Source organism: Sunxiuqinia sp. A32, assembly GCF_052690465.1.
In genome coordinates this window covers 66,346-88,005 of record NZ_JBQYLI010000008.1, presented here as the reverse complement: position 1 = coordinate 88,005, position 21,660 = coordinate 66,346, and the positions used below count along the sequence as shown (strand labels likewise).

Sequence of the window (21,660 nt, the reverse complement as noted above, 5' to 3'; positions counted from 1 at the left end):
TTGATTACATTTTAGATTAACTTGGACGTCTTACTTCCGGTGTATAAGCTTCGCCCGCTAGAGGAACAGATTTGTCAATATCAACAGGCCCAAATTCAAAAACCTTAGGCCCGAGTTTCAGATCAGAGTTCATCATTTCTTCGAAGGTAACTTGCTTTCCAGTGTATGCTGAAGTCCTTCCCATAATAGCAACCAGACTCGAAATAGCTAAATCCTCCGCTTCATTGATTGTCTTATTCGTGCGAATTGCAGTAACTAAATCGATGTGTTCCTGAAGGTACGGATCTACACTAACCGTTCTGGTAGGTTTCCCTTGCGCATCCAATGGATATTCATATTTCCAAATAACGTTTCCTTCCAAATCCCAAATGGTATTCTGACAATTGGAAGATCCTTTCGTGCCTTGAATAAATTCAGAAACATTGTTAGAGCAGCCATTTATCTGACGGCACATACTATGTTCATGAGTTCCATTTTCAAATTCAAAATCAACACTGAAGTTATCATACTGATTACCGATTTTCCGGCGAATACGCGAACCAAAAGCATTGGCTTTAATCGGATGTTTTCCGGTAAACCAATTAATTACATCAATATTATGGACATGTTGTTCCACAATATGGTCACCTCCTGTCCATGTCCAGTTTGTCCAAGTACGCAACATATATTCCATCTCAGACCAGCTTGGATCAGGGTCTTTGATGTACCAGCTTTTCCCGGTATTCCAATAGCAGTTCGAACCAACAATTTCACCAATCAATCCTTGTTGCACTTGTTGCCAGGTTGCAACATAATCTCGCTGGTGTCGCCTTTGTGAGCCAACTGCAATGCACAATCCCATGCCTTCTGCTTTTTTTGCTGAGGCCATAACTGATCTTGCTCCTACCGGATCAACACAAGCAGGCTTTTCAGCAAAGACATGTTTTCCAGCTTGCACTGCCGCGGCAAGATGATCGGGTCTGAAAACAGGAGGTGTTGTTAAAATGACGACATCCACATCTGAGTCAATTACTTTTTGATAGGCATCAAAACCAACAAAGCAATTTTCGGATGGAACTTCCTGTCCCTTTTTATCCATAATCTTTTTTCGGCATTTTTCTATTCGCTCTGGAAAAACATCCCCCAAAGCAACAACCTTAAGATTTGGACCCGCACTTAAAAATTGGATAATTGCACCTGTTCCACGTCCACCACAGCCAATCAACCCCGCTTTTAAAACAGGCCCGTCCGGCGCTTGATCGAGCATCGTAGGAAGTGCAACTTCCTTTTTTGTTTTCTTTGAACAACTGGTAATGATTGTTGGGACTACAATTCCAGCCACACCAACGGCTGCAGCATTATTAAGGAAGTTGCGTCTGGAAATACTGGATTTTTTCATGGTAGTTTAATTTTATATTCATTAGTTTATTTTGGTCAATTTTTGCCCGTATTTTCATCGAATTCACAAACCACCCGGAATCCGACATTAAAGCAATCCGAATACCACCAGATACTTTTGGGCATCTGTGGATCGGTTCTCAGCCATTGTACATTTTTGGTATAGTCCCGACAGGCACTACGCACTGCACCTGCCATATCAAGAAATGAACCTCCTCGAACAACATGGTCGGTTCCCGATTCAGGACCTTGGGGGTCTTTTACCCCATTTGTTAACATGGAATAGGCATCAGGAGCATACCAGTCTGAGCAAAATTCAGCAACATTTCCAGCCATGTTTTTTAGACCAAAAGCATTTGGTTTTACTTTATCGGGAAGCTGTGTTTTTGAAAGACTATTCTCTTTATAAATGGTATAGGTGTTAATAGTCGTCGTATCATTTTTCAAGAATCTGGCCTTTATTCCCTTCCGTTCAAATTTTAGAGGATCGCCCGGAAAGAAATAGGGTCCTGTTGACTCAGCCCTACACGCATACTCCCACTCGGCCTCAGTAGGTAAACGATACTTTTTACCGGTAACCAGAGACAACCATTTGCAATAAGTTTCGGCAGCATGAAAACTCATGGTAATAGCAGGCCTTTGCCCCAAACCCCAATTTTGATCTGGCTGCCCATAGGGCGGGGTTGCACCGCTAATCGCATCTACATCATCACTTTTCTCCTGAATATCTGCAGTACGTTCTGAAGTAGCCGTCTGTGCATAAAATGCCAAATATTCATCCCAGGTGACTTCAATCTCAGCCATAAAAAACGGGCTAAGCTCTACGTCAACAACTGGACCTTCATCTTCTTTTCTATACGCTTCTTCATCTGGACTACCCATTTGGAAAGTGCCTCCTGGAATTGCTTTCATATTAAACGAGACAGATGAATTTGGAATCCTTTCTGTGAAATCTGTAAACTCAATTACCTTTGCAGGCTGAGTAAAAAGTTCTTTAGGTGCAGCAGATTTACTGCCAAAAGTTTTATTACTGCCATGAGTATATCCTTCAATATAATGCCCCGCATTCAGGTGGCAATTGATACAATGTAGGTCTTTGGCATCATCATTTTGGGTATAATACAAATGTGCATTCTCACCATCCTTTGTTAATTCAGAGGGAAAGAGATTTTCGTGACATTTAATGCAACTGCTTTCATACACATATCCATGAGCGACCTCTAAGCGTCCCCGGTCTTCCCAATCAAATGAAGCTGAATCTTTGGTCCACATGCTCCATAAGTCTCTTATACCGGTAGTGCCCTTTGCCCATAAATACCCTTCGCCCTTGGGAGGAAGGTGACAATCGACACAACTAACGTGGAATCCTGATGGTGTTTGATAATGAACTGATTTTTTCCATGAAGCATCAGCCATTGGATGAATATGACAGGAAACACAATAATCATTGGTTGATGTTGTGGTAATTGCCTTGCTTCCCCCCAAAATAAAAAGGGCTCCTAGAATCAATCCGAGAAAAAATATTAACAAAATTCTTTTCATGCTTGAAATTTTAAATCCGATCCACCTACAATCTTTATTTGTTAATTATTCGCTTTATCCTATCGTCCAACTCTTCCTGACTAGCCGTAAATACAGCTAAACCGGCTAATGTTAACAGCGTGTCCGGAGCAATTGCTCCCTCTCGTATTTTCTCTTCCCAGTTGGCATGCTTAGGTATCCGTCCATCTATCTTAATTGTTTTCTCTTCTTCGGCAGTAAGCACGGGAAACATATCCTGGCAGCCAGCTTCATGAGCTCTTTCAACAAACTCGGAGTCAGAGATTGGTGGATTTAATGCCAGCTGATTTCCAAAAATCAACACATTGTTATCTACTTCCCAAAATTTTCCAATTGCGGCCTCGAATGCGGAATCTGATAGAGTTACAGGAGAAAATTCATTGATTTTTGAACTGAATTGGCCAGACAGGTTTGCAATTCCCTCGGCAGCAACCTTTGTTGGAATAGTATAAATATCAGCACCTGCAAGACTTTCCAACTGCTCATAGCTTAATAAACTAGCTACAATTAGTTTTGTAGACCAGGGATTCTCCTTCTCCAATTTGTTAATCCACTTTTGAGTGGAAAGCACCGCCATTTCCCCGGCATTAAGGCCATTGACTAAATTATTTTCATGAATATACACGTCGATCCTACTGAGAAATACATTCAAGAAATCAGGTCGGGCATGCTTAGTCACCAACACATTTTGGCGTGCACTAAACTCAAGTGTGAAATTAATTTTCACGCCTTCCTCTTTAAGTTTTCGAGCACCGATAAATCCGGCTGGAGTATAAGGTACTTTGACTACAAATTTGTCCGGGCAGATCTCATGAAACCTTTTTCCATACTCAACAATTGCATCAATATCATGAGCAGTATCTGTATGCAATTCAACACTGACATAACCACCAAAACGTGTAACCAATCGAAGCCCATGCAGTGCATTTAAAATGAATGCTATTTCCTGCACTTTCTTCTCTTCAGGAATATCAATAATTAATTTGCTGGCTTCAGAAATAAGATCATCGTAAATACCTTTTTGGATCTCATTATTTAATAGCGTGTTGTTTGTTGTTAACGCACTCATTTCTGCTGACCAATGTAATTCTGCCTCTTCCATGTCTCCGGTATCCAACCAAAGCTCTGTTCCGGTATTTTTTAGAGATGTCCAAAAGGGATTTGGTTTTCCTTCAACCTTTTTCTCGCTTACACTCTGCTGAATGAACTCTCTGATTTTATTGTTATATGTACTCATTAGGTTTATTAAGTTTAGTTGATTTATTGGTTAATTGATATCCATGAATTACCAGTTTTATGTGAGTTTACAACAGCATGAATAAACTTCATTCCACGGACTCCATCATGTACGGTTGGGTATTCGCCAGCATTGATTTCTTCTCCCTTGATGCTCTTTCTGACCCCAACATATATATTGGCTAAAGCTTCGTAATAACCTTCCGGATGCCCGGCTTTCATGGTGTGACTTCGTTCCGCAAAATCACCATTATAGGTGTGTGCCGGCTTATAAATCCGGATTGGCTCGGTAAGAGTTTTCAACGTCAGGAAATTCGGATTTTCCTGGCTCCAAGTCAGACTGCCTTTTGATCCATAAACCCCAATTGATAAGTTATTTTCCTCGCCAGCACATACCTGGCTGGCTCGTATCACACCTTTCAAATTATCGCCAAAACGGAGCAATACCGTTCCATCCACATCCAATTCAATTTCTTCTTTTAGCGTATTGAGATCGGACAAAACTTCTTTGACTTGTTTTCCGGTTACATATTCAGCCAGGTTAAAAGCATGCACTCCAATATCGCCCAGGCAGCCACTGATCCCCGTTTGTCGGGAATCGAGTTTCCAGAATTTTCCAATTCTATTCTCAGAACTATGGATGATATTATTCACCCACCCTTGATAGTATTGTGCATCTACTCGCTGAACAATTCCAATGTGCCCCTCACTAATCAAATCCCGCATTTGACGAACCATTGGATAACCTGTGTAGGTATGAGTAAGTGCAAAAGTCAATTGTTTTTCAATTACAAGACTTTCCAGTTCAACCGCTTCTTCAACAGTAATGGTCATCGGCTTTTCGCAAATCACATGAAATCCGCTGTTTAGTAGTTTTTTAGCAAAAGGAAAGTGTAAGGTATTGGGGGTTACGATGGTAACTACTTTCATCCGTTGGTCTTCCGCTAATTGAAGTTCTTTTTCAATCAACAGATCAACACTTTCATAGCAGCGACCAAGTGCAATATCTTCTTGCAAAGCAAATTCCTTACTCCGCTCATAGTCAACGTCAAAAACTCCACCAACCAATTCAAAATCATTACACAAACGGGCAGCACGACGGTGTGCATCACCTATAAATGCTCCGATTCCACCTCCTATCATGCCATATTTTATCTTCTTCATGATTATATTTTTTATTCGACAATCTCCTTAGCTTTTGATTTATTCATGATTATTGTAATAATAATCAATGCAATGGCGACGAGGATTGGCACTTTCAAACCAGCCTGAATCGTACTTTTATTCGATATATTCCCAATGATCTGCATAAGCATTCCGGCAAAGAACAGGCCGATAGAAAAAATCATTCCGAAGATGGAGCCATAGTATTTCCGATCATATTTGGAGAAAGTCATCCCAACGATGGATGGAAACATTGGCGCGGCTGCCAATCCTGCCATTGCAGAAAGAATGTAGGCTGCGGTTGATGAATTGAATATGGTAAGCGTATAAAAGACAACCGCAAAACAAGCCGAGGCAACAATCAGTATTTTAGCGCTCCAGCCAGTCATGTTCTTGACCGTCGAGAATATAAATCTTCCACTCATCATCGAAAGACCAAAAACAGAAATACTTAAACTGGCTTCTTTGGCAGGAGTTCCCATCGAGGTCAAAACCTGCGGTATCCATTGTTTAAAAGCATTGTCCAGTCCAATAGAACACATCATGGCAAAAGCAGCAATCAATACTGGAAGTTGTCCCAACAGCCTAAACCCCACAGAAAATTTATAATTCAGGTTAGCTTTTGGAAAATCGGACAGAAATACCGGAATAAGCATCAACAGACTGACCCCAGTCATGATCATCAAGCCCACACTATAGGAGGAAGAGTAATTAATCAGCAATGGGACCGAAAACAATCCCAACCCAAAAAAAGCATTCCCCAGACTACTTGCCCTTGAAGGATCTTTGCCCTCAAACAGGACCTGTGGAATAATTGTATTCCCTACGGTGTTCAGGCACATGGCGCCAATTCCCATCATGATCGCACCAGCGATCAGCATCACATAAGAAGGTGCAATGGCAATTAAAGTCCAGGAAATTCCGGCAAATGCAAACCCAACTAAAGCTGTTGGTTTGTGTCCGATTTTATCAGTGATAGCTCCTATAAAAAACTGAACAACCATCGCTGAATAGAGGAATACTCCAACAACTGTCCCCCAATCGCTCTTATCTAAATTCAGTTTTTCCATTAGTGCCAGGGAACTGGCGCCAGGAACCACAAAGCAACCCGCCATAAAAAAGACTGATGCCAAGGCAACAACTACTGTAATTTTATTCGTTTTCATTGATCTTTTCTTTAATGTTGAAATTCGTTGTACCTTTTAGTCAAAGCTGCCTTTACACTGGATTTTTCATCCGGAGCATTTTCAATAATTTCCCACAGACCAGGGAACAACAGTACTTTTTTAAGAATTGATTCATCAATTCCTTCAATGATCTTATCAAAGGGTAAATGAGTTTTTTCAGACAGTCTGGCTAGAGCTTCACGTGCTTCTTTTTGAGGTTGTTTTCGGTGTTCTGGGTATCCAGCACCAGCTTCAACACTAAACAGCTTCTCTAAAATGAATTTGATATTGATATTTCCTCCCAGCGCGTAACCTTTATTCAGAGACAATGAAATGACATTTCCCGCATTCACTTGGGCAAAAAGCCATGCATCCACCGGATCAAGAATAAGTCCACAGAATACTCCCGGGAATTGCATCACCGCATTAAAATATCCCTGCCCTGTTCCACATCCGCCAACAACCAGATCAACGACCTTCAATTCGATAAGAATAGCGCTGATAATACTTGTCTCCAAATAGGACAAAACCGGTTCATCGGCATTTTTCATGCCTGCATTGAGTACCTCATATCCTAATTCGTTTAAGGCACCTACAACGTCTTTATTTTTATCGACCGTGCTAAATTCGTTAACTACAGCTATTCTCATAGTTTATTATCCTCCATAATTTTAAGGTCATCAACCTGTTGTTTCAAAATGCGTTGGACTGTATCCACAATGGCGGTGTCGGTTAGCCCATAATATTCGAGAAGTTCGTCGTGATTGAAGCCGGATTGACCGAATGTGTCCATAACCGCAACCGGTTCGATGGGTGTTCCTTGCCCCCGCAGAATGTAGGTGATGGCACTTGTCAGGCCACCAATAACCGAATGTTCTTCTGCTGTAATTATTCCTTTTACTCCTTTTGCCAAATTCCTGATTGCCGATTCATCGAGTGGCTTTAATGAACTGACATTTACGACCTTTACGGATATGCCTTCCTTTTCCAATATTTGTGCAGCTGAAAGAGCTTTGGAAACCATGATCCCACAAGCAAACATAACGATATCTGTACCCTCACGAAGGACATAAGGTTTGCCTACCTTAAATTCTCCATCTTCCGGAAAATGGTCTTCCAAATCGCTTCTGCTGATTCGGATATAAACAGGTCCGTCATGTTCCACCGCAGCTCTCACTATTTTTCTTGCCTCTGTGGCATCCATGGGTACAAATACACTCATATTTGGTAGCGACCTCATTATTGAGATATCTTCAATTGCCTGGTGCGTGGCGCCATCGCCAAAGTCAGATAACCCAGCGCTTGAACCATTAATTTTGACATTAAGCTTTGCAGTACAGATGCTTTGTCTGATTTGATCGTAAGACCGACCTGTTGAGAAAACGGCAAATGAGTTGGTGAACGCTATTTTTCCGCTAAGGGCAAGCCCCGCAGCAAACGAAGTCATATTCTGTTCCGCAATTCCCATTTCAAAATACCTCTCCGGAAATTCCTGTTGAAAGAGAATGCTCATTGTTGATTTTCCAAGGTCGGCTTCCAAAACAACTATTTTCTCGTTTTCGTGTCCGAGTTCAACAAGTGTTTCGCCATATGCTTTTCTTTGACTTTGTTTGCTCATAACTGATTTCCTCCTACTTGTTCAAGTTCACCTAAAGCTTGTGCATATTGTTCCTGAGTCATCATTCCATTGTGAAATGCGACGTTATGTTCTGCAAAAGAAATTCCTTTCCCCTTGACTGTATTTGCCAGCACCATAACAGGTTGTCCCTTTACGGTATCAGCTTCCTCAAAAACATGGATTAGTTGTTCGATATCATGACCGTCACAATCGATGACATGCCACCCAAATGATTCCCATTTCTGAACAACCGGCCCGGTATTAAATCGCTCAGCAATACAGCCGGTAGCCTGTAAACCATTTCGATCTAAAATGGCAACAAGATTGTCCAGTTTGTAACATGAAGCGGCCATTGCGGCTTCCCAAATCTGACCTTCAGCCATTTCTCCATCTCCGATAATGCAGTAGGTTTTGTAATTCAGATTATCAATCTTCGCAGCAGCTGCAAATCCTGCAGCAATAGATAGTCCCTGTCCCAGCGACCCTGTGTTCGCCTCAATTCCAGGTAACTTTAGCATGTCAGGATGACCTTGCAATTTTGAACCAATTCTCTTGAGAGTTTCCAGTTCTTCCATTGAAAAATAACCGGCTTTTGCTAAAGCTGCGTATTGAACTGGTGCGGAATGTGCTTTACTTAAAAGAAACCGATCCCTGTTTGGCATTTTAGGATTCAGGGGATCGTGGTTCATCTTATTAAAATACAACACACTGACTATTTCTGCCAAAGAACAGGATCCACCAAAATGCCCGGCTTTCCCGTAACCTATCATTTTTATAATTTCTTGCCTCAGGCTATTGGCAATAGCCTTCAACTCCTCAACGGTATGTTTCATTTTTATATTCATTTTAAAATGAAGGATAATTTAGTCCCAAGTATTTACCTTCTTCTTTTTCAATTCCTCTTCATCAAACCACCGAGTTGTGATAGCTTTAGTTTCAGTATAGAATCGGATTCCATCCTTGCCAATCATATGTAAATCGCCGAAGAATGATTCTTTATGACCAGTAAATGGGAACACGCCTAATGGCACTGGAATACCAACATTTACACCGACCATTCCGGCATGAGTACGTTTGGCGAATTCGCGGCTGTAGTAGCCATTTTGAGTAAAAATAGCCGAGCCGTTAGCAAATCTACTAGCATTCATAACGCTCAGTCCTTCCTCGAAATTCTTAACCCGCTTAATGCAAAGAACAGGGCCAAAGATCTCTTCATCTCCAATCTTCATTTCAGGTGTCACCTTATCAAAAATGGTGGGTCCAAGATAGAATCCGTTCTCTGCACCGGGAACAGTAGTATTCCGGCCATCCAGCACCAGTGTCGCTCCTTCTTCAATTCCTTTTTCGATCCAGGAAGTCACAAATTGCTTGTGCGATTCTGTTACCAAAGGCCCCAGGTCTGTTGTCTTATCGTAAGCTGGTCCGATCTTAAGTTCTTGTGCGAATTTTGAGATTAACCCAACGAGTTCGTCTGCTATGCTTTCTTGCGCAACGATTACAGGCAGAGCCATGCACCGCTCACCGGCGCATCCATATGCAGCATTGATGATTGTACGGGCTGTTCTTTCAAGCTCAGCATCTTCCAATACAAGCCCATGATTTTTAGCTTCACAAAGAGCTTGAACCCGTTTGGCGTTTGCCGCTGCAGTTGAATAAATATGTTTGCCCACTGAAGTTGATCCAACAAAGGAGATTCCCTTCACATCTGGATGCTTCAAAAACAATTCAGCTTCGTGTCTACTACAGGTCAGAATATTCAAAACACCTGCTGGCAACCCAGCTTCCTGCATCAATTCAACACACCTCATGGAGGTCATCGGAGTCATGCTCGAAGCTTTTAAAACTAGGGTATTACCGGTAGCAATACAGAGCGGCATCATCCAGCCCATTGGGATCATTGCAGGAAAATTGAAGGGTGCTATTCCTGCAAAAACACCAACCGGCTCTTTAATCAAGTTTGTATCAAATCCGGAAGAAGTATCCATCAACGATTCTCCCATCATGAGACTTGGCATCCCACAAGCGAATTCTACTATTTCCTGAGCTTTCAAAACGTCTCCCATCGCTTCGCCCCAAGCCTTTCCGTTTTCCTGACACACCAGGTAAACCAATTCATCGAGATGCTGCTCCATCAACTCACGATATTTGAACAGAATTTGAACCCGCTTGGTAACTGGAGTATTGGACCATATTGGGAATGCATCAGTTGCTGCTTTGATGGCTATGTTAACTTCGTCTTCCGTACAACAAGGTGTTTCGGCAATTTTTTCACCTGTGCTGGGATTCCAAATGTCCATGTATTTGGCTGTCGAAGATTCATGCCACATACCATTTGCAAAATATTTTAATCTCTTTATATCATTCATTTCAATTTGTTTTAATCTTTTCACATCCAACTAAAGATTCGCTGTTCTTTGATTAATCATTTCTCTTACCATTCTTCAATGTTGATCAGAGGTTCATAAAACCAGTTCTGATTTCTTCTTATCTTATTTAAGTAACTTAATTTATACTTTGATCAATTTAAACTTTAAGACAAGAATTACCTTGGGATGACTCATATCATCATCACTAAAAGCACTGAAAAAAAAATGCAGAAAGCTATTTAAAGCGAAGGACTTACACCTTCGCTTTTCCTTTCACATCGTACTTTATATTGATTAAATTATTTACTTATATCTATAGAGTTTAACGAGAGTTGTCATGTAATAATCTCCACGTAAGCGTACACCGCGACCAGAAAGAATCTCGTCTCCATTTAGTATTCGTCCGGCAACCCAACGTCCATCTTTATATTCCCCATCTTCAACACTGGCAACACCAACATTATAGTCCCCTTCAGTAATCGGTTTAAATTGAACATTTAAGCCTCGCCCTCCTATCAGGTATTCATCAGGTCCAACCTGAATAAAAATACCAGATGGATATTCAGGCGTTGGAAATGAATAGTGACGAGCAATACTTAAATTAATTTTATAGTCACCTACGATTAGTGATTCCTTAGGATGATCTTTGCTGAGAAAGGCTCCTCCAGTGACTCCCTTTCCCTGGTTCTCCAAAATAATAGGAGAAATAGTGGAAATAAACTGGTATGCTTCACCTATTTTCTCTGTAAACTCAGGTAAACTTTCCATTCCAAATGGTGAAAAACCAATTGCGTCATGTCGCCCAAGAGCATAGAAAATTGCACCAATCGTATGGTCAGTTCGAACCATCTCCGGAATTAACAACGGATTATTAAAACGATGATACAAGTCACAACGCTCTACAAAGTTGCTGTATATATCAGGTGCTAAAATATCAATTGCAGGAGCACCTGCATTCCAAACATCCATCATATAAGGTAATGGCCCGCCACTTGGATAAACACCAGGAGTCATCTCAGCGCTTGGACGCCAGTCTGCCAACCAAACATTGACAAACATTGGCAGCGGATATTCTGCTTTACCTGCTTCAGTAACTTTATTCACATATTTGGCATAGTTCCAGGCCATAAAAATCTCATCCGTTGATTGGCTTGAACCAAATATCTCCTCCCAATTACCTGAAGTTTTGCAACCTTTAGCTTCCCACTTCTTCAGAAAACCGGGCACTAACTTTTCTTTATTCTTTTTAAGGTAATTAATGAAATCTTTAGGTACTGCCTGATTAAATGCTTCATTGGCCATATCATTCCGGTCTCGTGAATCACCTAAAACACCGACTTCATTTTGCACCTGAACCATAATCACGGTCTGTTCCTCTCCATCAATCTCACGAATATGTTTCATAAGTGCTGCAAAGGCACGTGCATCTGCATCCCGGCATTCGTCGCTAAAAGTTGAAATAATGTCAAGACTCCTTCCATCTTTGTTTTTTGCCCGTGGGAAACGTTCAGTATTTGTTTTCACCCATAAAGGCACATAGGAAGAAACTCCATTCTTCCAGCTGGCAAACCATAAAATACTTACCCGTAAATTATTACGTCTCGCAGCATTGATAAGCCCATCCACTAAGCTAAAATCATACTGCCCCTCAACTGGTTCAACCAAATCCCAGCAAACAGATGCAAGTACTGTATTCAAATGATTATCAGTAAACATCTTTAATCTGGGCTCCATATATTCAAGGTTAGAGGAAGTCGAATTGTGAAGTTCGCCACCAAGAACTAAGTATGGTTGATCATCAACAATTAGTTGAATCGCATCCCCGCTTTTCTTTAGATGAGGTATTGTTGATTGGCTATAACAATTCGAGCCAAAAACCACTAAAAACAAAACGAGCGCAAAAACGATAGAATAAGTACGATTATTAAATTTCATCATTAATTTGAGATTTAGTTAAATTAGGTATATTTCTGTGTAAATGAACAGTTTAATTGTTGTTTAAAAATTCCACACTTGCATATTGAGATTATACTTTTGTTATTCTCCAAAAAGCAGCACCCATTTCTAAACTATGATCAATTTGAGAGTTTTAGCGCCAACCAATTTGCTGGCGCTAAAACTCAAAACTTATATATTATTAATAATTTGGATTTTGCTCCAACTGCGGAGCTTTATTCATTTCAGACCTAATGATTGGCAACCAATAGTTCTTTTCGACAAAAGTCCTGGTATCTTCAGTAGTGTTCATGTTAAGTTTCCATTCCATATCTCCATTGTCATATTCCTTAATTTCCATATGACGAACATCTACCATATTTTCAGGAACAGTCATCCAACGACGAATATCGTACCAGTGCGTTTGTTCTGAATAATACTCCATACTTCTCTCGTGTTGTAGCCATTCCCTGGCCTGAACCTGATCAGAAGTAACACGGTCAGGTAATCCTGCACGGTTCCGAACCATATTCAGCGCATTGATACCATTTTGAAGATCTGAACCACCTAGTTCAATACAAGCTTCGGCATAGTCCAATAATACTTCAGCAAAACGGAATTCTATGTATGCATTCTGATTCCAGAAATATTGTCCTACAACATCCGGATCCAACCATTTTCTCACATAGTAACCAGTTTTTGTTCCATTCCAACTCTCAACATCAGTTTGTCTGGTATCCAACCCATATCTTCTAACTGTACCGTCATTGTTATAGAAATGACCTGTTTCCACTTTACCAATTGGATCATCTTCTGCAAACTCACTTGGACGAGGTTGAAAAACAGCACCATGATACAACACACAGGCATAAAAACGAGGTTCACGCATTCCATACGGACTTTTCGCAGGATCAGCAGCCAATTCTTCAGCAGTAAATGCACGAGCCACTTCACCAGCTCCCGGATCATAGGCATCCCAAACAAATTTGGATCCATCGGCCATTTCAAATTTTCTTACTCCATCTTCAGTTGGAACTAAAGCTCCCCAACAGTGCCATCCGTTAGGACCTGCATCTCTATTCCACTGATGTCCAACACCTGGTTCATCGGTATATTCCAAGCCCCAAATTGACTCTTCATCCCATTCCCCTGTTTGTAAGAACAAGGACTCATAATTGTCTGCATATTCTTGAATAATCTCTTCTGTCATTACAGCAGGAGGATCGTCAGTTGTTCCTGTTAATGCATACGAACCATAGGTTCCGTCCAGAAGTGCTTTAGCCGCATCCCTTGCTGCCTGCAAACGGCTTTCACGAGTTCCTTCAGTAAAAGATACCAATGGATTTGAGGCTTCATAACCACCATTACATAATTTACTGGCACAAAAAGTTAAAACCCTTGATTTCAATGCCGCAGCTGCACCTTGAGAGGCACGTCCTTGCTCATACATGTCATCACCTTTTTTAGGCAAAAGAGAAATTGCCATATCTAGGTCTGCCAAAATAAAGTCTCTTGTTTCCGCCAGCGATGATCGATGAACGGACAAGAAATCCTGATCCAGGGTAAATGGCTTATCTAATAAAATTACACCACCATAACAACGTAAAAGCTGGGAATAACTAAATGCCCTGATAAAATAGGCTTCCCCTTTCATTCGCTGAACCAAAGCTTGTTCAGATGCTAATTCAGCAGGTACAATATCTATATTTTCCAGGAAAACATTTACGTTTTTGATCGATGGATACAATTTAGTCCATCTGGTTACACCAAAATAACTATTATCAAAATATCCCTGGTGGTCAGGACTTAGCAAACTGCGAGTGAACGGCATGTCGCCTTGGTTATTGGTACTGTATAACTGATCAGTCATACATCCAAGAGATTTCCTGTTGAAACCTAAAACTCCTGTTGCATCACCGCCCATTTTTTCATAGCAGTTGGCCAAATAGGCTTTCGTAAGAACCAAATCAGAAAAGACTGATTCTTCGTTAAATGAATCCAGAGGTTTTTGGTCGAGAACATCGGTACATGAGGTCGCAGCAAAGAAAAACACCCCGACAGTCATTATAAAATAATATATCTTTTTCATGTTATATTCTTTTTAAGTTTCGTAATTAAAACGTAATATTTGCACCAACTGCAAAGGTTCTCATAAGAGGATATCTTGTAGGATCCCCAAGTTCAGGATCAAAGTGTCTTTGAGCTGACCATAACAAAGCAGCATTATTTGCAGACAAGGAAACACTAGCTTTAGATATACCTAATTTTTGATAAACTCTACTCGGAATATCATAAGTAAGAACAACATTTTTTAATCTGGCATAAGCCATGTTGAAATACCAATAAGTACTATTATTTTGTCCAGCAGCCCAATAAAAGTTCATACGATCCCATGCACGTCCGATATTAGTATCTGTATTTTCAGGAGTCCATCTGTTATCAAAGTTCCATTGGAAATAATTTCCTCCCGCACCACGTCTATCATCTGGTGTATGAAAACGATAATATTTTCCCTGACCTTGAATAAGAGTCACTAATGAGAAATTTTTATAAGAAAGTGATAGGTTTAATGCAAATGTAGTTTCTGGTGCATCAGAGTAATCTAGAAGAATTTTATCATCGCTGTCTATTGTTCCATCTCCACTTACATCTTCAAAAATCACATCTCCCGGCTGGGCACCATCCCAATGAGGATATGCATCAACTGCAGCCTGATCTGCAAATACACCAATGGCATTATACCTCAACAGAGCTCCATATGGATGACCTGTGCGCTCCTGCCATGGTACATTTCGAGCTGGTTCATCCATAAATACAACTTCATTATGGTTCCAGTTCAAATTACCCGTTACGTCCAATCTTAATTCATTTGCGAAGGTATTATGGTAACCGAGTTCAACTTCAAATCCACGGTTGTCCACTTCTGCAATATTCTCATCTGGAAGAGCAATACCCGTAAATGCAGGAACTGAAGCGTCCCTTGGAGCTAAGATATCTGATCGTTTGTTATAAAAGACATCAAGATTCAGATGAAATTTATTATCTAACAATTGTGAATCAAAACCTAAATTTCGAGTGGTCTGTTTCTCCCATGTTATAAATGGGTTAGCAACTCCTTGTTGAACGACTGATGTTTCACGAATCTTTGGATCCCCCATTACCAATCCATTTTCCAATTGGTATTTATTAATGTATTGCCACATTGATACCGGATCGCTACCCAAGGATCCATAGGATACCCTTAATTTAAAGTAGTTAATGAAAGGTAAGTTGTTTTTCCAAAAATCTTCTTCAGAAGCTCGCCAACCAAGCATTAATCCAGGGAAATTACCCCAACGTCCATCCTTTGGAAATTTTAATGAACCATCGCGTCTAAAAAGAATCTCCGCCAGATATTTTTCCTTATATGAGTAATTTAAACGTCCAATTACGGACTTTCTAGCATATAAAGAACTATTTCCTTCATTTGTCTTTTCAAGATCAGCACCAGCATCCAGCGTTCTTACAACGTCCGTAATGTAATATTTACGTAGTGCCGAAAATTCATTGTAATTGGTCCAATACTGTTCGTAACCGCCATATAATGAAATCGAATGATCACCGAATGTATTTTCATAAGTGAAGTTCACATTCGATGTCCGTTTAATGTCACGTCTATATTCATTTTCCAATTCCGGAGAAGAAATACCTCTTGGTGTTGGGGTAAGCGGCATATCTGTAATGAAACCGGTCGAAGCATCTCTGGTTGCTTCTTCCCAATTTGGGAAATAAAGAATCCATGGCTTTTTAAAACGATCAATAAAGGTGTTGTCTACATCATAGTTATAGAAAGCATTTATCGCCAACCCTTTGAGAAATGGAGGAGTAATGGATACTGTAAAAGTATTTTGTGCCCGGTAGGTTGATGTTTCGCTCGAACCTGTTTCCAATGTAGAAGTCACAACCGGGTTATCACCATATTCAATATCTGGACCAGGTTTGCCATTAGGCCAGAAAGACCATTGAGTTGGTAAGAGGCGTGTAGATTGTCCTACAATATCACCAGCTCCCCGCATTGGGTATCTTTTCTCAACCTGAAAACCGGCAAATGCAAAACCTGTCTTCAACCAATCTGTAATAGGTAAATCAATTTTAGTACGCACATTGTATTGTGTATATTTTGTAGATGCCTGTTGGTAAATTGATTCGTCATTTTTAATACCCAAAGAAACGTAATAGGTCATTTTTTTATAACCACCATCAAATGATATAGCATGTCTACTTGTAGTTGTCCAATCACGAATCAAATCTCCATACCAATCAGAATTTGGATGTTCCCATGGATCTTCTCCACTTTTATACAATTCAATATCCCGATCACTAAATGTTCTTGTTTTTCCATTTTGAACCTCATATTCATTCAACATGGTTGCATACTCATAAGAATCTGTTGTTTCAGGAATAATGGTTGGTTGCATAAAGCCCTGATAAAACTGATAATTCAAACGAGGTTTACTTTCACTACCCTTCTTTGTAGTAATTAAGATAACACCATTGGCTGCAGAAGAACCATAAATGGCTGCAGATGCATCTTTCAAAACAGATACGCTTTCAACATCCATTGGGTCAACCTCATCTAATTGCCTTCCGGGAATTCCGTCAATAACAACAAGCGGACTTGTATTATCACCTAATGAAGTTCGTCCGCGAACTAAAATCCTGGCTGATTGCTGGCCTGGCTCACCACTATTCTGCATAATTACAGCACCAGGTAAACGACCTGAAAGTGCATTTGTAACATTTGCCGCAGGAATTGAATGGATACTTTCACCAGAAATTGATGTTACTGCACCAACAACGTTTGCTCTTTTTTGTACACCATAACCAACTGCCACCACTTCATCTAACCCGATAGTTTCTTCCTGAAGTACAATATTTATTACTGATTGATTGCCAACAGAAATCTCCTGAGTTTTCATTCCGACAAACGAGAATTGCAAAATAGCATCTTCCGGAATATTTTGGATAGAATAATTTCCATCGAAATCTGTAATTACTCCCTGTGTTGTACCTTTTACTACGACAGTCACACCAGGCAAAGCTGCGCCGTCTGCATCAGTAACCTGTCCTGATATTGATTTTTGTTGTTGAAAAATCAATGTGCTTTTAGTAGACGACAACACAATTTGCCGGTCCAGAATTTTGAAATCTATTTCTTTATCCGTAAAAAGCTGATTTAAAACTTCTTTAATATCTGCTCTATTAATGTCAACGGAATAGTTTTCGTCAACATCAATTTCATTTTTGTTATAAGCAAAACGATACATTGTTTCGCTTTCTATCTGCACAATTATATCTTCAAGTTTCATCTCACTTACTGAAAGTGAAATTTTCGAACTTTGTGTATATGAATCCAGCGCAAAAGATTGCATAATACATAATAAGGATATGAAAAGAACAATTCGCATAACCAAAAATGTTTTTTTAAAAGCATCGTAAGACAATGCTCTCAACTTGTGATTTTTTTTCATAAATTTGAGGATTAGTAATGTTAAAATTCCATTCGACTTTACTGATTTGCGGGATCGCATTGCAGTGCTTTCCCGCTTTTTAATAGATTTTTTTAGATCATAGGCTATTCATTTTTTATAATTATTCTCTTTTTTGAGTAACTCTTATTATCAAGCATCTTTCTATCTTCAATTTGGTAGGTTACAGACGAAATCATTGTGAGAAGATTTAGGGCATCTTCGAGAGTTTCATCTTCAAGTAATAATCTTATTTTTTGTTTATTAGAATTTTCTGTTTGCAAATCAAACTCGACATTATAAAATCGACTTAGCTTTTTACATGCTTCTTCAAGAGACACATCATTCAGCACCAATTTTCCATATGTCCATGCAACATAATCATCAACTTCAACTCTTGATTTTTCTACTGAACTATAGCCTACTTGGTAGGTTACACGATCATTTGGAATCATTTTACCTACCTCCTGATCTTTCAAATTAAGACTGACACTTCCTTGTTCCAATATAATTTCGCATGATTTTTCCTCGGAATATGAAGAAACATTGAATTTTGTCCCCAGAACCTCAATATCTAATTCAGTTGGAGTTTTTACAATAAAAGGGGATTTCTGTTGATGTGCCACATCAAAATATGCAAGTCCATCCAAATCAACAACACGTTGATTATTACTGTCAATATGATATTTTAGTGTAGAACTATATCCAAGCCATCCGGTTGTTCCGTCTGGAAGTTTAAATTGGTTTCGAAAACCACCATGCGATATAAACTCAACTTTTTGGGTACTGTTGGCAACTGATCCGCTTTTATAGAAATACAAACTCGCGGCAAATAAAACACCAATAATTAAGATTGCTGCAATTTGGGAAATTTTCCAGTACAAGGTTTTTCTTCTCGAATGCTGATCTTTTCCCGAATTTATTCCATAATAGAGTCTATAAAATACGTGGTCTAAATTAGTGTGTTCGGATGGATTACTTTCAAACTTCTCCCATTGGTCTCTCAAAACACGCTTTGTTCCCTCATTCAACTCTTTATCTTGAAAATATTTTTCTAGCATCTTTTGGTCAAGCAAACTAAATTTTTGACCAAAGACTTTATCGATATGATTTCTGTATATACCCATTATTTTGGAGTCATTTAATAAGTAATATCAACTGACCTCCAAAACGTACCTCTCTAAAATATATTTTTTTTGAAAAAATTTACAACGAGCTCTGTCGAAGAAACAAATAAAACAATAATTCACCAGCTAAATCACTGTCTTCTTTCACTTTAGCTGCAACAAACTTTCGAGCAATGGATAATTGATTTTTGACGAATTGGACACTTAAATCAAGTTTTTCTGCTATCTCTGAGTTTCCTAGTTCTTCTTTGTAACTTAGGATGAATATTTCTTTCCTTCGGCTGGGCAACAACTCAACAATACTGCTGAGCTTTTTTAAGAAAAGCTGATAATCTAGTTGGTCTTCTCCTTTTGATGAATCAAAAAGATACTCAGTAGCAAAGATTTGAATATACTTTTCTTCCCTACTTTTCTTAAGAAATCGCTGGCGGATGTTATTATAGGCAATGGTGAATAAGTAAGCTTGAAACGATGTATTTGTCTTTAAAGAAAGCCTATTTTCCCATATTTTTAAAAAAACTTCATTCAATAAATCTTCGGCATCTTCCTTATCTCTCAGGTATTTTAATGAGAATTGATATAGACGCTGCCCATATTTATCAAAGAGTATTTTGAAAGCTCGTTTATTCCCTTTTTGAAGTGAAGCAACTAAACTACTATCTGTATCTTCAACCCCTAAATTCAAGTTTGTAGAAAATTAGTTAGTATTAATTTACTTAGTAAGTTTTGATTAATCGCAGCACCAAAAGTAATAGATATTCTCAATTTTCCCAGAAATTTTTATTTAAAACCATTACTCCCATATCTTTATTTCATTCAGTAAAAAAGAGATTTACAATCATCATTTAAACATATAAATGATCAACAAAAATTATTCTAGAAGTAAAATAATGAATTACATATGTACACCTAAAAACGCTACCCCAAGATGCATGTCAAACCTAAAACGGGATCAGTTCATAATTGTGGTGGATAGATATTTTTCAAGAATAAATTTTTGCTACTCGATATAAGAAGAAAGTAATATCACTCACGCCTCTCAATGAAGCCCCGAAAGCTTTTATTTTAGCATTGAAAGATTCCGCAGAAGCATTGGTGCTTCTATTTTCAAAGAAGTTCAATATCTCTTTGTAGTGGGTATAAATAGTTGTAGAGATTGTATTGAATGATTTAAATCCAGCTTGTGTTACATCATTATACCACCTTGCCAACCTGGTAAATACCACACCTTTATCTTTTGTATGGAAGAAAATCATCCGAAGTGAATGAGTATGGCTAAAGGCTTGTTTCATATCAGGATATTGTGCGAACAGGATTTTTGCCCTTACTTTTTGGTTATCAGACCAATTGTTTGGGGATTTGAAAAGCAGGTACCTGCTACGGGCAAGGAGTTGTTTTTTTATGTCGCCGTTTTCAAAGCGCGAGGGCACATACTCTTTCTTTTCCCAGCGGGCATTATCAATGGCGTTGGTTTCTTCATTGATAGCATCCCACCGGTGCTTGATGCGCATCTACTGCAGGGCATCATACGCCAGCTTCTGTACATGAAAACGGTCAATGACCTTTGTTGCTTTACCAAAACAACGATTTACAATTTGATTCATAGAACCTGCCATGTCTAGTGTAATTTCTTCTACCTTATCCCACAACTTCTTTGGAATCTGCAACAATACGTCGATAACGGTTTCTGATTTGGTCCCTTTGACCATGGCAACCAGTACCCCTTTTTGACCTTTAGCTGCCTTATTAGTAAGGATTGTGTAAAGTTCCCCGTTTGATAAAGAGGTTTCGTCAGTACTTAACCGTGGCCCTAAATTCGATGGAAATAGCATCCAGGTATCTGCATGGTCTTTCTGGTCCCACTGATGGTAATCACTCAAATGTTCCTTGTACTGCTGGCTGAAATGATCACCATTGATATGGTAATGTTTTTCCAGGCTTTTGCTGCTAACTGGGTAGTTGTCCAAATAACTCTTAAAAGAAAGCCGCGAAACCTTTGGTGTAACGCATCCCTTTTTCAACTGTATCCAGTTCACTGCTTATTATTTCGCCTGTACTTTCGATATCCATCGCCTGCAACGTACATCTAGATATACCATCCTTTCCCGTATTGGAAAGTCTTGAATGATTATAGCCTGATGAAAACCTTTTGAAATCAGCTTCTCAGCTTTATGTTTTTCCGGTTTATTGTATTTCTCATCAAGAAAAACATCAATCCGCTGTAAAGAAGAGAATACGTTTATTATATCAAATTAATCAAACATCTCGGGTGGTAATAACAGTTTAAGGAGCTCTATGTGAAGTTCTGTCTGGTCAGGTTTTATTTCTACTTGTTTGAAACCACAAAACTCATATATTTTTTCTATTCCCCCAACAATTTAAATTGATCCGTTTTGGTGCACATTTAATACTTACAAAAAATGAAAAAGCGCATAAATCAATGATTTATGCGCTCTAAATTCGGATTGTTTTCCGATTTGGTGACTCAGCTGGGGCTCGAACCCAGGACCCCATCCTTAAAAGGGATGTGCTCTACCAGCTGAGCTACTGAGTCATCCTCATACTTGCCTTTTTGGTTAAAGGCGCTGCAAAAATATGTTTTTA

15 protein-coding genes, 1 tRNA gene and 1 pseudogene are annotated in these 21,660 nt (G+C 39.3%); all 17 read right to left on the bottom strand.

Annotation, left to right across the window (positions count from 1 at the left end):
- Window positions 1–16: 16 nt before the first annotated feature.
- A complete protein-coding gene (locus ACUNWD_RS10285; RefSeq protein WP_445587716.1) occupies window positions 17–1,378 on the bottom strand; it encodes a Gfo/Idh/MocA family protein in 1,362 nt (453 codons plus the stop codon).
- 35 nt (window positions 1,379–1,413) lie between these two features.
- Window positions 1,414–2,919 carry an SUMF1/EgtB/PvdO family nonheme iron enzyme gene (locus ACUNWD_RS10280; protein WP_445587715.1) on the bottom strand — a complete coding sequence of 502 codons (1,506 nt, stop codon included), beginning with the start codon at window positions 2,917–2,919 and terminating at the stop codon, window positions 1,414–1,416.
- Window positions 2,920–2,953: 34 nt separating this feature from the next.
- Entirely contained in the window at window positions 2,954–4,174 is a 1,221-nt protein-coding gene (locus ACUNWD_RS10275; protein WP_445587714.1) for a transaldolase family protein, read from the bottom strand.
- Window positions 4,175–4,197: 23 nt separating this feature from the next.
- On the bottom strand, window positions 4,198–5,337 hold the full coding sequence (locus ACUNWD_RS10270; protein ID WP_445587713.1) for a Gfo/Idh/MocA family protein: 1,140 nt from the start codon (window positions 5,335–5,337) through the stop codon (window positions 4,198–4,200).
- Window positions 5,338–5,348: 11 nt separating this feature from the next.
- Complete coding sequence (locus ACUNWD_RS10265; RefSeq protein WP_445587712.1) at window positions 5,349–6,503, bottom strand: MFS transporter; 1,155 nt, start codon at window positions 6,501–6,503, stop codon at window positions 5,349–5,351.
- An 11-nt stretch (window positions 6,504–6,514) separates the two neighbouring features.
- Window positions 6,515–7,153, bottom strand: coding sequence for an RpiB/LacA/LacB family sugar-phosphate isomerase (locus ACUNWD_RS10260; protein ID WP_445587711.1), 639 nt, complete (start codon window positions 7,151–7,153; stop codon window positions 6,515–6,517).
- A complete protein-coding gene (locus ACUNWD_RS10255) occupies window positions 7,150–8,121 on the bottom strand; it encodes a transketolase family protein (protein WP_445587710.1) in 972 nt (323 codons plus the stop codon). The genes ACUNWD_RS10260 and ACUNWD_RS10255 overlap by 4 nt, the downstream gene beginning before the upstream one ends.
- Window positions 8,118–8,954, bottom strand: coding sequence for a transketolase (locus tag ACUNWD_RS10250; protein WP_445587709.1), 837 nt, complete (start codon window positions 8,952–8,954; stop codon window positions 8,118–8,120). The genes ACUNWD_RS10255 and ACUNWD_RS10250 overlap by 4 nt, the downstream gene beginning before the upstream one ends.
- 30 nt (window positions 8,955–8,984) lie before the next feature.
- Complete coding sequence (locus tag ACUNWD_RS10245) at window positions 8,985–10,487, bottom strand: CoA-acylating methylmalonate-semialdehyde dehydrogenase (RefSeq protein WP_445587708.1); 1,503 nt, start codon at window positions 10,485–10,487, stop codon at window positions 8,985–8,987.
- 303 nt (window positions 10,488–10,790) lie between these two features.
- Entirely contained in the window at window positions 10,791–12,425 is a 1,635-nt protein-coding gene (locus ACUNWD_RS10240; RefSeq protein ID WP_445587707.1) for a GH35 family beta-galactosidase, read from the bottom strand.
- A gap of 199 nt (window positions 12,426–12,624) precedes the next feature.
- A complete protein-coding gene (locus ACUNWD_RS10235) occupies window positions 12,625–14,511 on the bottom strand; it encodes a RagB/SusD family nutrient uptake outer membrane protein (RefSeq protein WP_445587706.1) in 1,887 nt (628 codons plus the stop codon).
- Window positions 14,512–14,536: 25 nt separating this feature from the next.
- On the bottom strand, window positions 14,537–17,932 hold the full coding sequence (locus ACUNWD_RS10230) for a TonB-dependent receptor (protein WP_445587705.1): 3,396 nt from the start codon (window positions 17,930–17,932) through the stop codon (window positions 14,537–14,539).
- A 104-nt stretch (window positions 17,933–18,036) separates the two neighbouring features.
- Window positions 18,037–18,990 (bottom strand): FecR family protein, encoded by a 954-nt coding sequence (locus ACUNWD_RS10225; protein WP_445587704.1) that lies wholly within the window; start codon window positions 18,988–18,990, stop codon window positions 18,037–18,039.
- A gap of 145 nt (window positions 18,991–19,135) precedes the next feature.
- Window positions 19,136–19,741 (bottom strand): RNA polymerase sigma factor, encoded by a 606-nt coding sequence (locus ACUNWD_RS10220; protein WP_445587703.1) that lies wholly within the window; start codon window positions 19,739–19,741, stop codon window positions 19,136–19,138.
- 298 nt (window positions 19,742–20,039) lie between these two features.
- Window positions 20,040–20,888 (bottom strand): annotated as a pseudogene (locus ACUNWD_RS10215) (ISAon1 family transposase).
- A gap of 210 nt (window positions 20,889–21,098) precedes the next feature.
- Window positions 21,099–21,299, bottom strand: a complete 201-nt coding sequence (locus ACUNWD_RS10210) for an ISAon1 family transposase N-terminal region protein (protein ID WP_445587789.1) — start codon at window positions 21,297–21,299, stop codon at window positions 21,099–21,101.
- Window positions 21,300–21,534: 235 nt separating this feature from the next.
- Window positions 21,535–21,610: transfer RNA gene (locus ACUNWD_RS10205), tRNA-Lys, on the bottom strand.
- Window positions 21,611–21,660 lie beyond the last annotated feature (50 nt).

Coding starts and splice junctions, on each gene's coding strand:
- ACUNWD_RS10230 (WP_445587705.1), bottom strand. CDS start 17,932: ATGAAAAAAAATCACAAGTTGAGAGCATTGTCTTACGATGCTTTTAAA.
- ACUNWD_RS10275 (WP_445587714.1), bottom strand. CDS start 4,174: ATGAGTACATATAACAATAAAATCAGAGAGTTCATTCAGCAGAGTGTA.
- ACUNWD_RS10285 (WP_445587716.1), bottom strand. CDS start 1,378: ATGAAAAAATCCAGTATTTCCAGACGCAACTTCCTTAATAATGCTGCA.
- ACUNWD_RS10255 (WP_445587710.1), bottom strand. CDS start 8,121: ATGAGCAAACAAAGTCAAAGAAAAGCATATGGCGAAACACTTGTTGAA.
- ACUNWD_RS10260 (WP_445587711.1), bottom strand. CDS start 7,153: ATGAGAATAGCTGTAGTTAACGAATTTAGCACGGTCGATAAAAATAAA.
- ACUNWD_RS10240 (WP_445587707.1), bottom strand. CDS start 12,425: ATGATGAAATTTAATAATCGTACTTATTCTATCGTTTTTGCGCTCGTT.
- ACUNWD_RS10280 (WP_445587715.1), bottom strand. CDS start 2,919: ATGAAAAGAATTTTGTTAATATTTTTTCTCGGATTGATTCTAGGAGCC.
- ACUNWD_RS10245 (WP_445587708.1), bottom strand. CDS start 10,487: ATGAATGATATAAAGAGATTAAAATATTTTGCAAATGGTATGTGGCAT.
- ACUNWD_RS10235 (WP_445587706.1), bottom strand. CDS start 14,511: ATGAAAAAGATATATTATTTTATAATGACTGTCGGGGTGTTTTTCTTT.
- ACUNWD_RS10265 (WP_445587712.1), bottom strand. CDS start 6,503: ATGAAAACGAATAAAATTACAGTAGTTGTTGCCTTGGCATCAGTCTTT.
- ACUNWD_RS10225 (WP_445587704.1), bottom strand. CDS start 18,990: ATGCTAGAAAAATATTTTCAAGATAAAGAGTTGAATGAGGGAACAAAG.
- ACUNWD_RS10270 (WP_445587713.1), bottom strand. CDS start 5,337: ATGAAGAAGATAAAATATGGCATGATAGGAGGTGGAATCGGAGCATTT.
- ACUNWD_RS10250 (WP_445587709.1), bottom strand. CDS start 8,954: ATGAAACATACCGTTGAGGAGTTGAAGGCTATTGCCAATAGCCTGAGG.